We start from the raw sequence: 17,187 nt of genomic DNA, 5'->3' as shown, positions 1-17,187 counted from the left end.
CGAGACCCTGCGGCCTCGCCGCTCCGTGCTGTACATGCCCGGAGCCAACGAGCGGGCGCTGGAGAAAGCCAAGACGCTGGACGCCGACGCCCTGATCCTCGATCTCGAGGATGCCGTGGCACCGGACTCCAAGGAGGAGGCCCGGGAGCGAGTGTGCTCGGCGGCCGCCTCCGGCGGGTACGGCTCCCGCGAGGTGACGATCCGGGTGAACGGGCTCGACACCGAGTGGCACGAGGCGGACCTGCGTGCGGCGGCCGAGGCCGGGCCGGACGGCATCGTCGTCCCGAAGGTGAACTCCGCAGCCGAGGTACACACGATCGAGCGAGCGCTGGAGTTCACCGGCGCTCCGGACCGCACCACGATCTGGGCGATGATCGAGACACCGGTGGCGATGCTGCACGCGGAGGAGATCGCCGCGGCGAGCGCGCGACTCGACGTGCTCGTCATGGGTACCAACGATCTCGCCAAAGAACTGCACGCCGAGTTCGTACCGGGTCGTACTCCGCTGCTCGGGGGATTGTCGCTGGCACTGCTGGCCGCCCGCGCGACGGGCAAGACGATCCTGGACGGCGTCTACAACGACGTCTCCGACGCGGAAGGCTTCGAGGCCGAGTGCCTGCAGGGACGGCAAATGGGCTTCGACGGCAAGACGCTGATCCATCCCGGCCAGCTCGAACCGTGCAACCGGGTGTTCGCGCCTTCCGCGGACGAGGTGGCGCAGGCACGCAAGATCATCGACGCGTTCGAGGAGGCCCGCGCGGAGGGGCGCGGGGTCGTGACCGTGGACGGCCGCATGATCGAGAACCTGCACGTGGACAACGCCAGGCGGATCCTCGCGCTGTCCGAAGCCATCACCACTCGGCAGTAGGTGGGAGCCGAAGGTGACAGCGGGCTCCTTCTTCGGAGCCCAATGTCACGTTCGGCTCCCACCAACCTGGGGAATCAAGGAGATCGGGTATGCGGCGTACGGCTCCTCAAGCACTCGCACTGTCCTGCGCCGTGGTGCTCGGTGCGTGCACGACGACACCGGGCGGCGCCGCGCCCGAACCGGCGGAGCCGGACCGGGCAGGTGACCAGCAGGCCCCGGACGATCGCGCGGGCCGGCCCGACTCGATCACCGTACTCGGCACCGGGGACATACTCCTGCACCCGGACCTGACCGAGCAGGCCGCGCGGGACGCCAGCACCACAGGAAGGGGCGAGCGCGACTTCCGTCCCTTGCTCGCCGGTGTGGAGCCGCTGGTCTCGGAAGCCGATCTGGCGATCTGCCACCTGGAGGTACCGCTGGCGGAGCACGGTGGCCCGTTCAGCGGGTGGCCGAGCTTCAACGCCCCGCCGGAGATCGCCGACGCGCTGGCCGCCACCGGCTACGACGCCTGTTCCACAGCCTCCAACCACACCCTGGACCAGGGCGAGGACGGCGTCGTGCGCACGCTCGACGCGTTGGACGACCAGGGAATCGAACACGCCGGCTCGGCACGTACCGAGCAGGAGGCCGCCTCCCCCACCGTGATCGACGTGGACGGGGTCGGTGTCGCGCACCTGTCTTACACCTTCGGGTTCAACGGCCTGCAGCTCCCGCAGGGCAAGGAATGGCTCGCGGACGAGCTCGACCACGAGGCGATCGTCGAGGAAGCCGCGCTGGCGCGTGAGAACGGCGCAGAGATCATCGTCGCCAGCCTGCACTGGGGCCGGGAGTTCGAGCACGAGCCGTCCCCTGCCCAGCGCGAGCTCGCCGAGCGGCTGCTGGAGGCAGGCGCGGTCGACCTGATCCTTGGGCACCACGCGCATGTGGTGCAGTCCATCGACCGCGTCGGCGAGCGGTGGGTGGCCTACGGCCTCGGCAACCACGTCGCGCGGCACGCAGAGCCGCGCGGCACGACCGAGGAAGGCATCGCAGCGCGCTTCGAGTTCACCCACACTGACGATGGATGGGTAGCCGAGACCGCCGAGTACATCCCTACCCTGGTCAACCTCGACGAGCCGATTCGGCTCGTCGACCTGACCACCGCGGAACCCGCACCGCGGCACGACGAGGCACTGGAGCGCACCGACGTCGCCGTACTCGGGGACGGTGCCGCGGAACACGGCCTGACCAGGCCCGGACGGGAATGAAGGACAGAGCCGAAGGTGACCTCGGTTCCGTAGAAGGAGCCGAGTGTCACCTTCGGCTCCTCCGCGCAGCGGCATCTCCAGGGGAGGCCCCAGAGGTCACCGGGAAGGGTGGGCGAGGAGGGAGTTGAACCCTCACGTCCTTTCGGACACACGGACCTGAACCGTGCGCGTCTGCCATTCCGCCACTCGCCCGAGTGCTGCATCGCAAGCGGGACCACTCTAGCAGGGCCCCGCACGCGGGTTTCGACAGGGCCAGTGCCGGCCCTACCGCACGCAGATACGATCTAACAGTGAGAGGTCGTGCTAAGGAGGCCGAGAACGGTGGGCCGCGTACAGCGCTTTGATCGGCGCCTCGAGGGCATCGTGGGCAACGCCTTTGCACGCATGTTCGGCGGCAAGGTCGTCACACAGGAAGTTGCGCAGGCACTCGAACGGGAAAGCGAGGACAACCTCCGTGAACTCGCCGGTGGCCGGCTACTCGCGCCCAACCACTACGTCGTGCTGCTGGGGCACAAGGACTATGACCACATGGCGGACGGTAAGTCCCGCATCACCCGCATCCTGGCGAACGCAGTCGCTGAACATCTCGCAGAACATGGATGGGACACATATGGTGACGTCGTAGTCTCGCTTGAGCGCACTGAGGCGCTGCATACTGGGCAGTTCAGGGTCCGCTCTACTGTCGACCCAGACGCCGCAGTGCACAGCGTGGGAAGCGCAGGACAACAAACACCACCCCGTGACGCAGGAGACCGAGCAATGAGTCAGCCACCCGGCTACGGCCACTACGACCAGGGCGACCCGTACGGTCAACAGAACCCGTACGGCTACGGCCAGCCCGGCTATGACCCCGGCTACGGTCAGCCGGGCTACGATCCCGGCTACGGTCAGGCAGGCTACGATCCCGGCTACGGTCAGGCAGGCTACGACCAGGGCGACCCGTACGGTCAACAGAACCCGTACGGCTACGGCCCACCGGGCTACGATCCCGGCTACGGCGCACCAGGCGGCGCACCCGGCTACGGCCCACCGGGCGGCGCACCGGGTTACGACCCCGGCTACGGCCCACCGGGCGGCGCACCCGGCTACGGCCCACCGGGCGGCGCACCGGGTTACGACCCCGGCTACGGCCCACCGGGCGGCGCACCCGGCTACGATCCCGGCTACGACCCCGGCTACGGCCCACCGGGCGGCGCACCGGGTTACGACCCCGGCTACGGCCCACCGGGCGGCGCACCCGGCTACGACCCCGGCTACGGCGGTCCAGCCGGCCCTCCGCCCGGGGCACCCGGTGGCGCACCCGGCATGGGCGGTTACGGCCAGCCCGGCTTCCCACCTCCAGGAGGCCAGGGCGCACCCCGGCAGCTGTCCGCCTCGCTCCAGCTCGACGACGGATCCAACCGCAACTACTCCCTCAAGCAGGGCGGTAACGTCATCGGTCGCGGGCAGGACGCCGACTTCCGGCTACCCGACACGGGTGTGTCCCGCAGGCACCTGGAGATCACGTGGGACGGACAGAGCGCCACACTGGCCGACATCGGTTCGACGAACGGCACAACCGTCAACGGAACCCCGGTACAGACCTGGCAGCTGGCCGACGGCGATGTGATCAGGGTGGGACATTCCTCACTCACGTTCCGCACGCAGGGCTAGCACCGACCGACAGAGCCGTACCGGTAATCGCAGGGGAACAAGCGCAAACCATGGGCACTACGAAGCGGGAGTGGGCGTAGGCAGTGCCGGAGCTAGTGGTTCAACTCACCAGAGCAGGGTTCCTCGCCCTGCTCTGGTTGTTCGTGCTAGCGGCTCTACGGGTCGTGCGTTCGGATCTCTACGCGGCGTCCGGCGTACGCACCGAGCTCCCGCCGTCGAAGCGCGACAAGAAGCAGCCCAAGTCCCGCGGAGGCGGTGGCGGCAAGCAGCCGCGGCAACTGATCGTGACGCACGGGGCGCTGGCCGGGACGCGTATCGCGCTGGACGACCGGCCGATCCTGATCGGAAGGGCGGACGACTCCACGCTCGTGCTCGACGACGATTACGCTTCCACCCGACATGCCCGCCTGTCCATGCGAGGGTCGGACTGGTATGTCGAAGATCTGGGATCAACGAACGGAACATACTTGGATCGGGCTAAAGTCACAGCACCCCTCCGAGTGCCACTCGGTGTCCCCATACGGATCGGCAAGACGGTGATCGAGCTGCGCCCATGACCCTTGTGCTTCGCTACGCCGCCCGCAGTGACCGCGGCCTGGTTCGCTCGAACAACCAGGACTCCGTCTACGCCGGGCCTCGCCTCCTCGCACTCGCCGATGGCATGGGTGGCCATGCCGCGGGTGAGGTCGCCAGCAAGGTCGTCATCGCCGCGCTCGCGCCGCTCGACGACGACGAACCGGGCGACGACCTGCTCACCCAGCTCCGTGACAGCGTGCTCAGCGGCAACAGGGCCATCGCCGAGCTGGTGGAGAGCGACCCGGAGCTCGAGGGCATGGGCACCACCCTGACCGCGATCCTGTTCTCCGGGAGCAGGCTCGGACTGGTGCACATCGGCGACTCCCGTGCCTACCTCTACCGTTCCGGTCAGTTCTCGCAGATCACGCACGACGACACCTTCGTCCAGCAGCTGCAGGACGAAGGCCGGATCACCGAGGAGGAAGCCGAGAACCACCCGCAGCGCGCGCTGCTCCTCAAGGCACTGACCGGCCAGGACGCTGAGCCCAACCTCACCGTCCGGGAGGCCAGGGCAGGCGACCGTTACCTGCTGTGCTCGGACGGGCTGTCCGGGATGGTCTCGCACGAGACACTCACCGAAGCGATCACGATCGGCGACCCGCAGGACTGCGCGGACCGCATGATCGAGCTCGCGCTGAAGGGGGGTGGTACGGACAACATCACTGTCATCGTCGCCGATGTCGTCGACGTCGACTTCGGGGACGACGCCCCGATCGTCGGCGGCGCCGCCGGGGACGGCAGTGATGCGGGGCCGCAGGGTGACTCACCCGCCGCCCGTGCGCAGGCTCTGACGGCACCCGCGCCGTCACGGGAGCCGCCCGACGCCACCGAGTCCGGCGGGGACGAGCCCGATACAGGGACGAGCAGGTGGCGCAAGGGAATCACGTTCACGGCCCTGTTCGGGCTCGGTCTCGTGCTGCTGGCAGCGATCGCGCTGGCCACCCGGTACTTCGTGATGCAGCAGTACTACGTTGGGGTGGACGACAACAACGAGGTGACGATCTACCAGGGCGTCACGGGAAGCATCTTCGGGCTCGAGCTCAGCTCCCGGTCGGAAGGCTCGTGCGCCCCGAACAACGCGCTGTGTGACCCGCTGTTCCTCGCCGACCTGCAGTACGGTGCGCGTGGCGACGTGTGCCGGGGTGTGCAGCAGGACGATCTGGCCGACGCCCGCGACTTCATCGCGACCCTGCGCGCGGAGTTCCTGCTGGAGGACGCGCCCGATGCCAGCACGCGCGGAGAGGTCAGCTGCGCCCATGACGAGGCTCGCGGTGGCGATCGCTGATGTCCTCACCGGTGGACACCTCTCCGGGCACGGGTAGCGGACCGACCCGCAAGCTCCCCACCCGCCGCGGCACCGAACTGCTGATGCTGGCCTTCGCCACGGTGATCATCACGTTCGCCCTCATGCTCGTGGACGCCAACCAGGGACAGGAACTCACGCTGTCCATCGTCTGGTACGGCCTGTCCTATCTCGGTGTGTTCACCGTCGCACACGTGGCTGTCCGGTACTTCGCCCCGTACGCCGACCCGCTGATCCTGCCGTGTGTGGCTCTGCTCAACGGCATCGGCCTGGTGATGATCTACCGCATCGACCTGGCGAGCGCCGAGCGCGCAGCCCAGCAGGACATCGCGTTCACTCCGGACGCGCCACGCCAGGTGGTGTGGACCGTGATCGCGCTGGCGCTCTTCCTCGCCGTACTGGTCCTCATCAAGGACCACCGCACTCTCACCCGTTATGCCTACACCTGCGGCCTTCTCGGGTTCTTCGCGCTCGCGTTGCCCGGCCTGCTGCCGGCATCCGTCTCGGAGGTCAACGGCGCGAAGGTATGGGTCCGTATCGGCCCGCTCGGCCTCCAGCCCGGCGAGTTCGCCAAGATCCTGCTGCTGATCTTCTTCGCGGCATTCCTGGTCTCGAAACGGGACCTGTTCATGTCCGCGGGCAAGCGGGTGCTCGGGATAGAGTGGCCGCGGCCCCGCGACCTCGGTCCGATCGTGCTGGCGACGGGTGCGGCGCTGGCGATCTTCGTCCTGCTCAAAGACCTGGGTCAGGCGCTGCTGCTGTTCGGCATGGTGCTGATGCTGATCTACGTCGCCACCGAGCGCGCGATCTGGATCTTCGTCGGCCTGGTGCCGTTCGCTGCGGGCTGTGTCATCGCCTACAACCTGTTCACGCACGTGCAGCAGCGAACGAGGAACTGGCTGGACCCGCTGGCCACCTACGACGAACCGGGCGGGGGGTACCAGAACGCACAGGCGCTGTTCGGCCTCGGCACCGGCGGCGTGGCCGGCACCGGTCTCGGCGCGGGAAGGCCGGAGATGGTGCCGCTGTCGAAGACCGACTTCATCGCCGCGGCGATCGGTGAGGAAATCGGCTTCATCGGGCTGGCCAGCGTCCTCATGGTGTACCTGATCCTGGCGATGCGCGGGATGCGGGGAGCGCTCGCCGTGCGGGACACCTTCGGCAAACTGCTCGGCGGGGGCCTCGCGTTCGCCATCACCATGCAGGTATTCGTCGTCGTCGGCGGAGTCACCAGCCTCATCCCGATGACGGGTATGACCGCGCCGTTCCTGTCCTACGGCGGTTCCTCGCTGCTGGCCAACTACATCCTGGTCGCGCTGCTGCTCCGGATATCCGATGCCGCTCGCAGGCCGCAACAGGGTGGGCGACCGCGCGGCGAGCAGCAGAAGACACCGCTGTCCGACACGGGGACCGTCCTTGTGGAGCGGCCGTCATGAACACACCACTGCGTCGCGTCGGCATCGCCATGCTCGCCATGATCGTGCTCGTACTCGCACACGCCACATACATCCAGGTGTTCAAGGCCGACGAGTATCGTGCCGACCAGCGCAACCAGCGAGTCCTGCTGGACGAGTACTCGCGCGAGCGTGGCCAGATCGTCTCCCAGTTCGACGGCCAGGTCCTCGCGCACGGCGAGCCGACCTCGGGCCGCCTGCAGTACCTGCGCCGCTACTCCGAAGGGCCCATGTACGCGCCGGTGACCGGATACTACTCGTGGCGGTACGGCTCGGCCGGGCTCGAGCGCGCGCGCAACGACATCCTCAGCGGCAACGACGCGCGGCTGTTCGTGCGCAGGCTCTCCGACATGATCACCGGCAGGGACCCGCGCGGCGGACACGTCCAGGTGACCATCGACCCGAACGTACAGCGCACCGCCTACGAGACCATGACCGACCGCGACTTCACCGGAGCCGTGGTAGCGCTCAAGCCGGACACCGGCGAGATCCTCGGCATGGTCTCCACCCCGTCGTACGACCCGAACGCGCTGGCCACTCATGACGGCGAGGCGCAGGAGGAAGCCTGGACCGCGATGTCCGAGGATCCCTCCAAACCGATGAGCAACCGAGCGATCCGGGAAACCTACGCGCCCGGATCCACGTTCAAGCTCGTCACCACCGCGGCGGCGCTGGAGGACGGGGCGACCCCTGACACCGAGGTGACGAGCGCGTCCAGTATCACCTTGCCGAACACCCAGACCCAGCTGCAGAACTTCGGGGGCCAGACCTGCCCGGGGTCCACCCTGGAGGACGCACTGGCGTACTCGTGCAACACCGCCTTCGCCGAGCTCGCCGGCGAGCTCGGCGCGAGCACGCTGCGCAGCACCGCCGAGAACTTCGGCATCGGGAAATCCGACCTGGACATTCCGATGCGCGTGGCGATGTCCAGCGTCGGCCAGCTCTCGGACGAGGCCTCGCTGTACCAGAGCGGGATCGGCCAGCGCGACGTGCGCCTGACTCCGTTGCAGGTCGCGCAACTCGCTGCGACCGTGGCCAACGACGGCACCGCGATGCGCCCGCAACTGGTCAAGTCGCTACTGGCCCCCGACCTGTCGACGATCTCGGACTACAGCGACGACGAGCTGACCGGCGAACCGGCGTTGTCCGAGGAGAATGCCGAGATCCTTCGCGACATGATGATCGAGTCCGAGGAGAACACGGCAGGCGGGGGCAAGCGCGACGACCTCACGATCGCATCCAAGACCGGGACCGCCGAGCACGGAGCGGACCCGAAGAACACCCCGCCGCACGCCTGGTACACCGCTTTCGCGCCGGCCGACGACCCGGAGGTCGCGGTCGCCGTGCTCGTGGAGAGTGGTGGGGACCGCGGACTGGCAGCCACGGGAGGTTCGGTAGCCGCCGAGATCGGCAGGATGACGATCGACTCCGCGCTCAGGGGGCAGTCCGAATGATCACGTCCGGACGGCTCCTCGCCGAGCGATACCTGCTGACGAGCCGGATAGCGGTCGGCGGGATGGGCGAGGTATGGCAGGCCAACGACACCCGGTTGGATCGGGTCGTCGCCGTCAAGATCCTCAAGGCCGAACTGTCCGGGGACGCCGAGTTCCTGCACCGGTTCCGCACCGAGGCGCGCACCACGGCCGCGCTGAATCACGCGGGTATCGCAGCAGTGCACGACTACGGTGAGGCCAGCGCGCTGGACGGTGGCGACGACAGCATCGCCTACCTGGTGATGGAATACGTGGACGGTGAGCCTCTCGCCGGGATCCTCGCCAGGAACGGCCGCATCCCGGCGGACCGCCTGCTGCCGATCCTGGAGCAGGCCGGTCGTGCGCTACACGCGGCGCACGCGCGCGGGCTGGTGCATCGCGACGTCAAACCAGGCAACATACTCGTCATGCGTGGCGCGGACGGCACCGAGACGGTCAAGATCACCGACTTCGGCGTCGCCAAGGCCGCGGATGCCGCCCCGGTCACCCGGAACGGCATGGTCATGGGCACCGCGCACTACATAGCTCCCGAACAAGCCATCGGGCACGAGGCCGAGCCCGCGAGCGATGTCTACTCGCTCGGTGTGTGCGGGTACGAGTGCCTGACCGGATACCGCCCGTTCCTGTCCGAGAACGCGGTCACGGTCGCGATGATGCACATCCGCGACACACCCCCGCCGCTACCGCCGGACGTACCCCCGACTGTGCGCGCGCTGATCGAGTCGACGCTGGTGAAGGATCCCTCCCAGCGTTACCGCGACGGCAGCGAGTTCGCGGGCGCGGTAGCGACGGTGCGGGCCGGTGGGCCTCCGCCGTTACCGTCCGGGCTCGCACGCCCCGCCGCTTCACCCACCGTTCCGCCGGGTTCCCGGCCGGGACTGCATCCGGTGCCGGTGCCGTACCAGCAGGCGGCACGCGTACCGGTCACGGACCAGTACGCGAGAACACCGCCGTCGGGCAGCGTCATGCCCCACGGGGCCGCGTCGTCTACCGGAGAGGGCGGGCGTGTGTGGCCGTGGGTGATCGTTGCCATCGTCACGGTTCTGCTCATCGCTGTGGCCGTGATAGTGCCACTGGCACTGCGTGGCGACAGCGGGCCACCGACAGTCACCGAGAGCACCACGGAGTCGCATCAGCAAGGCACGCGGCTCGCCCCCGTGGAGAGCGGAGCACCGAGCGGAGGACGTGATTCGAGTGATAGTTGGCGCGACGGGACCGCCGCGTACTCCCATAATCAGCCGGGGTCACGAGCGAACCCCGATGCCGTCGACATACGTTAACCCTATGGGGTTAGGTAGATGAGCATGACGACCTTGCTGCGAGAGTGAGAACGGGCCTTACCAGATGAGCACAGCCAACCTGCTGTCCGACCGTTACCAGATCGGCGACACGCTCGGCTACGGCGGCATGTCCGAGGTGTACCACGGGCACGACGTTCGACTCGGCCGCGAGGTCGCCGTCAAGATCCTGCGCGCGGACCTTGCCCGTGACCCCGTCTTCCAGGAACGCTTCCGGCGCGAGGCCCAGAACGCTGCTGCCCTGAACCATCCCGCGATCGTCGCCGTCTACGACACCGGCGAGACGGACAGCGACTCCGGAACCCTGCCGTACATCGTGATGGAGTACGTCGACGGCAGGACGCTGCGCGACATCGTCAAGACCGAGGGCCCGCTCCGGCAGGAACGCGCCATGGAGGTCATGGCGGACGTCTGTGCCGCGCTCGACTTCTCGCACCGTGCAGGCATCGTGCACCGCGACGTCAAACCGGCCAACGTCATGATCACCACGAGCGGCGCCGTCAAGGTGATGGACTTCGGCATCGCCAGGGCCATCCATGACGGCCAGGCCGCCATGACCCAGACGGCAGCGGTGATCGGCACAGCCCAGTACCTCTCCCCCGAGCAGGCCCGCGGGGAGTCCGTCGACGCCCGAAGCGACGTCTACGCGGCCGGATGCGTGCTCTACGAACTCCTCGCCGGGGAACCTCCCTTTACGGGGGACTCCCCCGTCTCGGTGGCATACCAGCACGTCAGGGAGGACCCGACACCGCCGTCCGCGATCAATCCCGACGTGAGTCCCGCGCTGGACGCCGTGGTCCTCAAGGCCCTCACCAAGGGGCCGGCCAACAGGTACCAGTCGGCCTCCGAGATGCGTGCCGATCTCGTTCGCGTGCTCGCCAACGAGCGCCCCACAGCTCCCGCGGTCATGACCGACGAGGACCGCACGCAGGTGATGGCCGCCGGCGGCGATGACGCCGGCACCGACGAGTTCGACGAGGACTTCGAGGACGACGAGGAGGATCGGCGCAAGCGGCGGAACCGGATGTTCATGGTGCTCGCCGCGGTGGCGGTCGCCGCGATCGCGTTCATCATGTGGCTGATGGGCGTGTTCGACTCCGGCGAGCGATCCGCCGATATCCCCATGGTGGTCGGCCAGGAGTACAGCTCCGCGGAACGCAGCTTGCGAGAGGCGGGCTTCAACAACCTGGATCGCCAGTCCGTACCGTGCTGGCCGCAGGAGTACGGGGAGGATCCGCCCTGTAGCAGCGACGACGTCGGCAAGGTGATCAGTACCGACCCCGAGCAGGGCACCAGCCACGAGGTCACCACCGAGATCATCGTGCATGTCGGGGCACCGCCAGAGGTGTTCGACATGCCCGATCTGACGGAGCAGTCCGTCTCCGATGCCGAGGAGACGATCGAGGACCACAACCTCCTGCTGGATCCCACCCAGGAAGAAGTCGAGAACAACGACCCCGACCTCGCAGGGAAGGTCGCCGAGCACACCCCCGAAGCGGGCTCGTCCACCGAGGAGGGCGAGGTCGTGAAGCTGACGGTGTACGAGGAACCGGAGATGGTCGAGGTCACCGACTACGTCGGCGAGACCTTCGAGATCGCGCGAGCCGGCCTGGACGGCGCAGGGTTCGAGGTCGTGCGCGAGGACGTCGACTCGAGCGAACCCGAGGGCACCGTGGTCGGCCAGTCCCCGCGGGACGGTGAGGCCGTCGAGGGCTCCGAGGTGACCGTGCAGGTGTCCACGGGCGCCGACGAGGAGATCGAGATGCCGGACGTCATCGACATGACCGAGGACCAGGCCCGGTCGGAGCTGGAGGACGCGGGCCATACCGGCGACGTCTCGGTCGAGACCACGTCCGTGAACAACCCCGAGGAGGACGAGAGGGTGCTGGAGAGCTCACCGAGCCCGGGGGACACCATGACCCGCTCCACCTCGGTCACCCTCGTCATCGGTCAGTTCGAGCCCGGCGGGGGCGATGACGGGGGTGACGACGGCATCGGTCTCGGTGGCGGCGACGGCAACAACAGCCCGCCCGGCAGGGACGGCGGAAGGAACTGGTAGCCGCTCTGCCGGTCCCTGCCGACGGGTACGGAGCCCAAGGTGACCTTGGTTCCCTAGATGGAGCCGGATGTCACATTGGGCTCCAACCTGTGGGGCTCCTACCCGCGCTCAGACTGCGGCGGCTCGCTGCAGGGCGTGGGTGGACTCCTCCAGGCCGTTCACCAGCGAGGCCTCCACCGGGTGGCCGGTGCCGGACATCCAGTTGGCCAGCATGCGGTGCCCGTACTGGGTCAGCACCGACTCCGGATGGAACTGCACACCTTCCAGCGGCAGCTCCCTGTGGCGGGCCCCCATCACGATGCCCGACGAGGTCCGTGCGGTGACCTCGAACTCCTCGGGGACGGTGTCGGCGAGCACGGTCAACGAGTGGTACCGGGTCGCGGTGAACGGCGACGGCAGGCCCGCAAGCACGCCGACACCGTCGTGGTGCACCTCGCTCGTCTTGCCGTGCAGCAGCTCGGACGCGCGGTCCACGGTGGCGCCCCACACCGCGGCCATCGCCTGATGACCGAGACAGACACCGAGCACGGGGATCTCGCGCCTGGCACACTCCCGAACCACGGCCATGCTCTGCCCCGCTCGTTCGGGAGTCCCCGGCCCGGGAGACACGAGTACCCCGTCATAGCTGCCCAGGTGGTCCATCTCGACCACGTCGTTACGCTGCACGACACAGTCGGCGCCGAGTTGGGCAAGATACTGGACAAGGTTATAGACGAAACTGTCGTAGTTGTCGACCACCAGCACGCGCATACCTCCAGCGTAACCGCGAGTACGCTGCTGGCGCGTACTGCTCGTGCGTCGTATCAATGAAGGAGCGTTCCGAATGGCCCACGACCGCACCTACGATCTCGTCGTCGTCGGCGCCACCGGCTTCACCGGCGGGCTCACAGCCGAGTACCTCGCCGCCAACGCGCCCGCCGACTGCCGGTGGGCGCTGGCCGGGCGAGACCGAGGCAAGCTGGAGGCCGTGCGGGCACGCCTGGCCGAGATCGACCCGTCCTGCGCGCGACTTCCGTTGCTTCACGCCGACATCGGCGACCCGGACTCGTTGCGCGAGCTCGCCAGGAGCACCGAGGTCGTCATCACCACGGTCGGCCCGTACCTGCGCTACGGCGAACCACTGGTCGCCGCGTGCGCCGAGACGGGGACCGACTACGTCGATCTGACCGGGGAGCCGGAGTTCGTCGACCGGATGTACCTCGCGTACCACGACCAGGCCGTGTCCACCGGCGCGCGCCTGGTACACGCCTGCGGTTTCGACTCCGTTCCGCACGACCTCGGCGCGTATTACACGGTGTCCCAGCTGCCCGGCGACCGGCCGATCCGGATGGAGGGCTTCCTCCGGGGCAGCGGGAACTTCTCGGGCGGCACGTTCGCCTCGGCGCTGGAGGCCATGTCCCGTGCCAGGCAGATGAACGCGGTGTCGCGCCAGCGCCGTGACCGGGAGGGCCGGCCCGGAGACCGCGTCGCCCGGTCGGTACCCGGCAAGCCGCGCCACCACCGGATCGCCCGGTCCTGGGTACTGCCCATGCCCACCATCGACCCGCTTGTGGTTGCGCGCTCGGCGCGGGCCGTCGAACGGTACGGACCGGACTTCCGCTACAGCCACTACGCCGCCGTCAAGCGGCTCCCGGTCGCGGTGGGTGGTGTGCTGGGAGTCGGCGCGCTGGCCGCGCTCGCCCAGATCCCACCGGTGCGCACCCGTCTCGCGGCGTTGCGCAAGCCGGGCGAGGGGCCCAGCGAGCGCCAGCGCGCCCAGAGCTGGTTCACCGTGCGATTCCACGGCGTCGCTGGCGACCGGGAGGTCGTGACGGAGGTATCCGGGGGCGATCCGGGCTACGGCGAGACGTCGAAGATGCTGGCGGAGTCCGCACTGTGCCTGGCTTTCGACGACCTGCCGGAGACGGCGGGCCAGGTGACCACGGCCACCGCCATGGCCGAGCCCCTCATCGCACGCCTGCGGGATGCCGGGATCTCGTTCAGCGTGCTTGACGGGCAGCCCGCCCATCCGCCCGGCCCGCATCGGTAGCCACGATCAGCACGCCACAGCCGGCCACTGCCATGCGCACGCCGCCGATCAGGGACGCGGCGGCGTGCGCATGCGTCACACGGAGACGTTGTTGAACGGCAGCAGGGGCTCTGCCCAGGGAAACACCACCAGCATCAACAGCGCGATCACGCCAACGATCAGTACCAGGGCGATCAACGCGCGCACCGGACGCGGACCCGGCAGGTGCCGCCACAGCCACGCGTACATCACACCTCCCCGAGCTGTTCGAGCAACTGCCCGTAGTCGTCCTGCACCTGACTCTTCGGAACCTGCTGGGTCAACACGCCGTGCACGATGAGCCGCTCCCGGTCGGAGTACTGGGGATGGCACGTGGTCAGGGTGATGAGCGCGGCCTGCTCCAGCCTGGGCAGCACATCCACCTCCCGGTAGGGGACGGGCGCCACGGCATCGGAGCGGTCCGGGGTCACGATGCGCCGACCCACCGTGTCCCCGTACGGCTCGCCAGGGCCGTCCCCCGTGTCGCGCAGCGTCGACACATTGGCGCATTCCGGCCGCCGCTGGCGGATCGCCTCCCAGCCGTCGATCTCCTCGTCGAACGGCAGCACGCGGTAGACGAAGAAGTTCGTGGCCGTCTCCACCACCAGCGCATCGCAGGAGCCCAGCTCGTCGAGATCGGTGAACGGCGCCCCTCGGCCGATCCGGTGGCCCGCGACCCCGAAGTTGCCCGGCTCGCCGGGCATCGCGCTCTGCGGGTAGTGACCGGGGCCGATCTCCAGATGATCCGCATCGACACCGGACTGAACCGTGTACCGGTAGTCGGGACCGAACGCCGGGATCCGGATCCGCGCGAACGCGCTGTCGGTGCCCGCATCGGTGCTGTCGGTGCCCGCGTCGGCCGGGGCATCCATCCCGTCCTGCTCGTCCCATGCCCGCTCGAGCCGCTCCTCGGACTCGCGTTGCAGCTGCGCCGAGGTCCAGTTGGTGACGTACAGCGTGTAGAACACGAACAGCAGCAACACGACACCCGCGGTGATCAGCAGCTCCCCTGCCGTCCGGATCACGAGGTACCCGGCGCGGTGCCCGGCCGTTCGCCGAACGCCGTTGCCCCGTTCTGGGCGCTGGGACACGCCAGACTCCTCTCACCCGCGGCCCGGTGACCCTGGGCATCGCGCCTGTCACCGCGAATTCGTCCACAGGCAACGGCCGCCGAGCGGAGCCGCCGCCTGCTGGGCGTACATAGTAGTTGGCCGCCCTCACCCCACTGCCTGTGCATCCACCATTGCGTTAACGTGGAGATGTGCCCTCCTACGGTGGGTACACGGGTAACCGCGAACGATCGAGACAGCTGACTGCGCCGACCGAGTACGGGTGGTGGGCGACCGGCGAACCCGGGTGACCGGCAGCGACCGGTGACCCGAGCGCGGTGAGCGGCCCGACCGGTGAACGAGCAGGACCACGAGGAGCGCTATGCCCAAGTCCAAGGTACGCAAGAAGACCGCGTACACGCCTCCCGCCGACCGGCGGTCGTCGGCCACGGCTTACGCGCAGGGACCGACCCATCCGGTGTACAAGGCCGTGATGTTCGGGCTGATGCTGCTCGGACTGATCTGGTTGGTCGTGAACTACCTGGCCGGTACCGAGATCCCGTTCATGGCCGACCTCGGCAACTGGAACTTCGCCATCGGCTTCGCTCTGATGATCACCGGGCTGCTGATGACCATGCGCTGGCGTGAATGACAGCCATGTAATCCTCCCCAGTGTGGATAATCCTGTGGATAACTCCGCCGAATCGCCTCATCGTGTGGACAACTTACCGATCCACTGGGGCCCCAAGCCCGGGCTCGTTACTCTGTGTGGCGTAGTAGCGCTGGCAGCCGCCGGCGGCGCGGCTTGGTTCGGCACGACAGGGGACCCCGCCGGTGCCCTCCTACTCGGTGTGGTCACGGTGTTCTTCGCCGCGACCACCGTGCACTGCGCGCTCGTGCGCCCCCGTCTGACCACCGATGCCTCCGGTATCACCGTGCGCACACTCAGCGGCCGACTACAGGCTCCGTGGCGCCGCGTGCAGTACCGGGTGGTCACTACCCGCCGGTTGGGAAGGAATGTGGACACCCTCGAGCTCGACATCGCGGACGAGCAGCCGGGTGCCGAACCCGAGTTCGTGGTCCTCGGCGAGCTGGAACTGGGCGCCGACCCGAACGACGTCCTGGAACGGCTTTGGCGTGCTGAATGACGCTTTCAGTACACGAGACGGAGTGAAAGCGTCATTCAGCACGCCAAAGCCCCCGCCGATCAGTACCAGACGAGCGCGCTCAGCTGCGCGTACCGGATCGCGTATGCCCCGATGAGCGCGGCAAGGATGATCGCCACCGCGCCTGCCTGCCACCCGGTACGGTGCCGGGACGGGGCGTAGACCATCGCAGCGCACACCAGGACGCCGACCACCAGCCCACCGAGGTGGCCGAACAGCGAGATCTGCTTGACGCCGATACTGATCGCCAGGTTGAGCACGATGATGGCGATGATCGGCGTGAGGTTGAGCCGCAGCCGCAGCACCGCGATGAGGATGCCGCCGAGGACGCCGTACACCGCCCCGGACGCCCCGGCAACGGGGGTGTTCGGGCTGGAGAACGCGAAGACCGCCACGCTGCCCCCGAGCAGGGACAGCAGGTACAGCACGAGGTATCGGGCGGTGCCGAGCACGCGCTCCAGTTCCTTGCCCAGTATCCACAGGGCGAACATGTTCACCGCGAGATGCAACAGACCGATGTGCAGGAACCCGGACGTGATCACGCGCCACCACTCGCCCGTGGCGGCGACCAACGGGACCAGCACGCCGAGGTTCATCACCTCGGACTGGAAGTTGCGCATCACATCCTGTGCCTGCGCTGCGGTGATAACGAAGACGACCACGTTGAGCGCGATCAGCGTATAGGTCACCAGCGGCCGGCTCGGCACGCGCGCGCCCGCGATGGTGCGGTAGCCGAAGCCGGACTTGCGGTACCGCGCGCGCTGGGCCTGGTGCTGCTTGCGCGCGGCGGCGACGCAGTCGACGCACTGGTAGCCGACCGTGGCCTCGCGCAGGCAGTCCGGGCAGGCGGGCCGCTCACACCGCGCGCAGCGCAAGCCGGTCCGCCGGTCCGGATGCCACCAGCACGTTCGCGGTGCGCGCGCGTCCGCCTGATCGGAGTGCTGTGGGGGTTCGCTCACGACGCAGCCACCCTC

At 68.4% G+C, this 17,187-nt stretch carries 16 protein-coding genes and 1 tRNA gene; 12 read left to right on the top strand and 5 right to left on the bottom strand.

The window, feature by feature from the left end; genetic code table 11:
- Positions 1-7 precede the first annotated feature (7 nt).
- Positions 8-868, top strand: a complete 861-nt coding sequence (locus CHB84_RS00870) for an HpcH/HpaI aldolase/citrate lyase family protein (RefSeq protein WP_425432259.1) — start codon at positions 8-10, stop codon at positions 866-868.
- Between the two features lie 89 nt (positions 869-957).
- Positions 958-2,115 carry a CapA family protein gene (locus CHB84_RS00865; RefSeq protein WP_089299516.1) on the top strand — a complete coding sequence of 386 codons (1,158 nt, stop codon included), beginning with the start codon at positions 958-960 and terminating at the stop codon, positions 2,113-2,115.
- Between the two features lie 109 nt (positions 2,116-2,224).
- Here the strand turns inward: CHB84_RS00865 and CHB84_RS00860 are convergent.
- A tRNA-Leu gene (locus CHB84_RS00860) sits at positions 2,225-2,307 on the bottom strand.
- Positions 2,308-2,436: 129 nt separating this feature from the next.
- On the opposite strand from CHB84_RS00860, the gene CHB84_RS00855 reads away from it, so the two are divergent.
- From CHB84_RS00855 to pknB, 7 genes are all read left to right on the top strand, one after another.
- Positions 2,437-3,768 (top strand): FHA domain-containing protein, encoded by a 1,332-nt coding sequence (locus tag CHB84_RS00855; RefSeq protein WP_089299515.1) that lies wholly within the window; start codon positions 2,437-2,439, stop codon positions 3,766-3,768.
- Between the two features lie 83 nt (positions 3,769-3,851).
- Positions 3,852-4,325: an FHA domain-containing protein FhaB/FipA gene (locus CHB84_RS00850; RefSeq protein WP_089299514.1), complete on the top strand. Its 474-nt coding sequence runs from the start codon at positions 3,852-3,854 to the stop codon at positions 4,323-4,325.
- A complete protein-coding gene (locus CHB84_RS00845) occupies positions 4,322-5,629 on the top strand; it encodes a PP2C family protein-serine/threonine phosphatase (RefSeq protein WP_089299513.1) in 1,308 nt (435 codons plus the stop codon). Before CHB84_RS00850 ends, CHB84_RS00845 begins: the two co-directional genes overlap by 4 nt.
- Positions 5,629-7,083 carry an FtsW/RodA/SpoVE family cell cycle protein gene (locus tag CHB84_RS00840; RefSeq protein WP_089299512.1) on the top strand — a complete coding sequence of 485 codons (1,455 nt, stop codon included), beginning with the start codon at positions 5,629-5,631 and terminating at the stop codon, positions 7,081-7,083. Before CHB84_RS00845 ends, CHB84_RS00840 begins: the two co-directional genes overlap by 1 nt.
- On the top strand, positions 7,080-8,555 hold the full coding sequence (locus tag CHB84_RS00835; RefSeq protein WP_089299511.1) for a peptidoglycan D,D-transpeptidase FtsI family protein: 1,476 nt from the start codon (positions 7,080-7,082) through the stop codon (positions 8,553-8,555). The genes CHB84_RS00840 and CHB84_RS00835 overlap by 4 nt, the downstream gene beginning before the upstream one ends.
- Positions 8,552-9,874 (top strand): protein kinase domain-containing protein, encoded by a 1,323-nt coding sequence (locus tag CHB84_RS00830; RefSeq protein WP_089299510.1) that lies wholly within the window; start codon positions 8,552-8,554, stop codon positions 9,872-9,874. Before CHB84_RS00835 ends, CHB84_RS00830 begins: the two co-directional genes overlap by 4 nt.
- Positions 9,875-9,938: 64 nt before the next feature.
- Positions 9,939-11,951 (top strand): Stk1 family PASTA domain-containing Ser/Thr kinase, encoded by a 2,013-nt coding sequence (gene pknB, locus CHB84_RS00825; protein WP_089299509.1) that lies wholly within the window; start codon positions 9,939-9,941, stop codon positions 11,949-11,951.
- Between the two features lie 108 nt (positions 11,952-12,059).
- Here the strand turns inward: pknB and CHB84_RS00820 are convergent, their stop codons facing one another.
- On the bottom strand, positions 12,060-12,701 hold the full coding sequence (locus CHB84_RS00820) for an aminodeoxychorismate/anthranilate synthase component II (RefSeq protein WP_089299508.1): 642 nt from the start codon (positions 12,699-12,701) through the stop codon (positions 12,060-12,062).
- A gap of 73 nt (positions 12,702-12,774) precedes the next feature.
- Between CHB84_RS00820 and CHB84_RS00815 the strand changes: the two genes are divergently transcribed.
- The gene (locus tag CHB84_RS00815) at positions 12,775-13,980 is read left to right on the top strand and encodes a saccharopine dehydrogenase family protein (RefSeq protein ID WP_089299507.1); all 1,206 of its coding nucleotides are present in this window, start codon (positions 12,775-12,777) and stop codon (positions 13,978-13,980) included.
- Positions 13,981-14,055: 75 nt separating this feature from the next.
- On the opposite strand, the gene CHB84_RS22655 is transcribed toward CHB84_RS00815, so the two are convergent.
- Positions 14,056-14,208: a hypothetical protein gene (locus CHB84_RS22655; protein WP_089299506.1), complete on the bottom strand. Its 153-nt coding sequence runs from the start codon at positions 14,206-14,208 to the stop codon at positions 14,056-14,058.
- Positions 14,208-15,089, bottom strand: a complete 882-nt coding sequence (locus CHB84_RS00805) for a class E sortase (protein ID WP_089299505.1) — start codon at positions 15,087-15,089, stop codon at positions 14,208-14,210. The genes CHB84_RS22655 and CHB84_RS00805 overlap by 1 nt, the downstream gene beginning before the upstream one ends.
- 340 nt (positions 15,090-15,429) lie before the next feature.
- Between CHB84_RS00805 and crgA the strand changes: the two genes are divergently transcribed.
- Positions 15,430-15,699 (top strand): cell division protein CrgA, encoded by a 270-nt coding sequence (crgA, locus tag CHB84_RS00800; RefSeq protein ID WP_089299504.1) that lies wholly within the window; start codon positions 15,430-15,432, stop codon positions 15,697-15,699.
- 64 nt (positions 15,700-15,763) lie between these two features.
- A complete protein-coding gene (locus CHB84_RS00795) occupies positions 15,764-16,195 on the top strand; it encodes a PH domain-containing protein (protein WP_245818472.1) in 432 nt (143 codons plus the stop codon).
- A 59-nt stretch (positions 16,196-16,254) separates the two neighbouring features.
- Here the strand turns inward: CHB84_RS00795 and CHB84_RS00790 are convergent, their stop codons facing one another.
- Positions 16,255-17,172, bottom strand: a complete 918-nt coding sequence (locus tag CHB84_RS00790) for a rhomboid family intramembrane serine protease (RefSeq protein ID WP_089299503.1) — start codon at positions 17,170-17,172, stop codon at positions 16,255-16,257.
- Positions 17,173-17,187: the final 15 nt, after the last annotated feature.

It is taken from the genome of Haloechinothrix alba (genome assembly GCF_900188115.1).
GTDB classification, from domain to species: Bacteria; Actinomycetota; Actinomycetes; order Mycobacteriales; family Pseudonocardiaceae; genus Haloechinothrix; species Haloechinothrix alba.
This window is presented reverse-complemented; position numbering and strand designations above follow the sequence as displayed.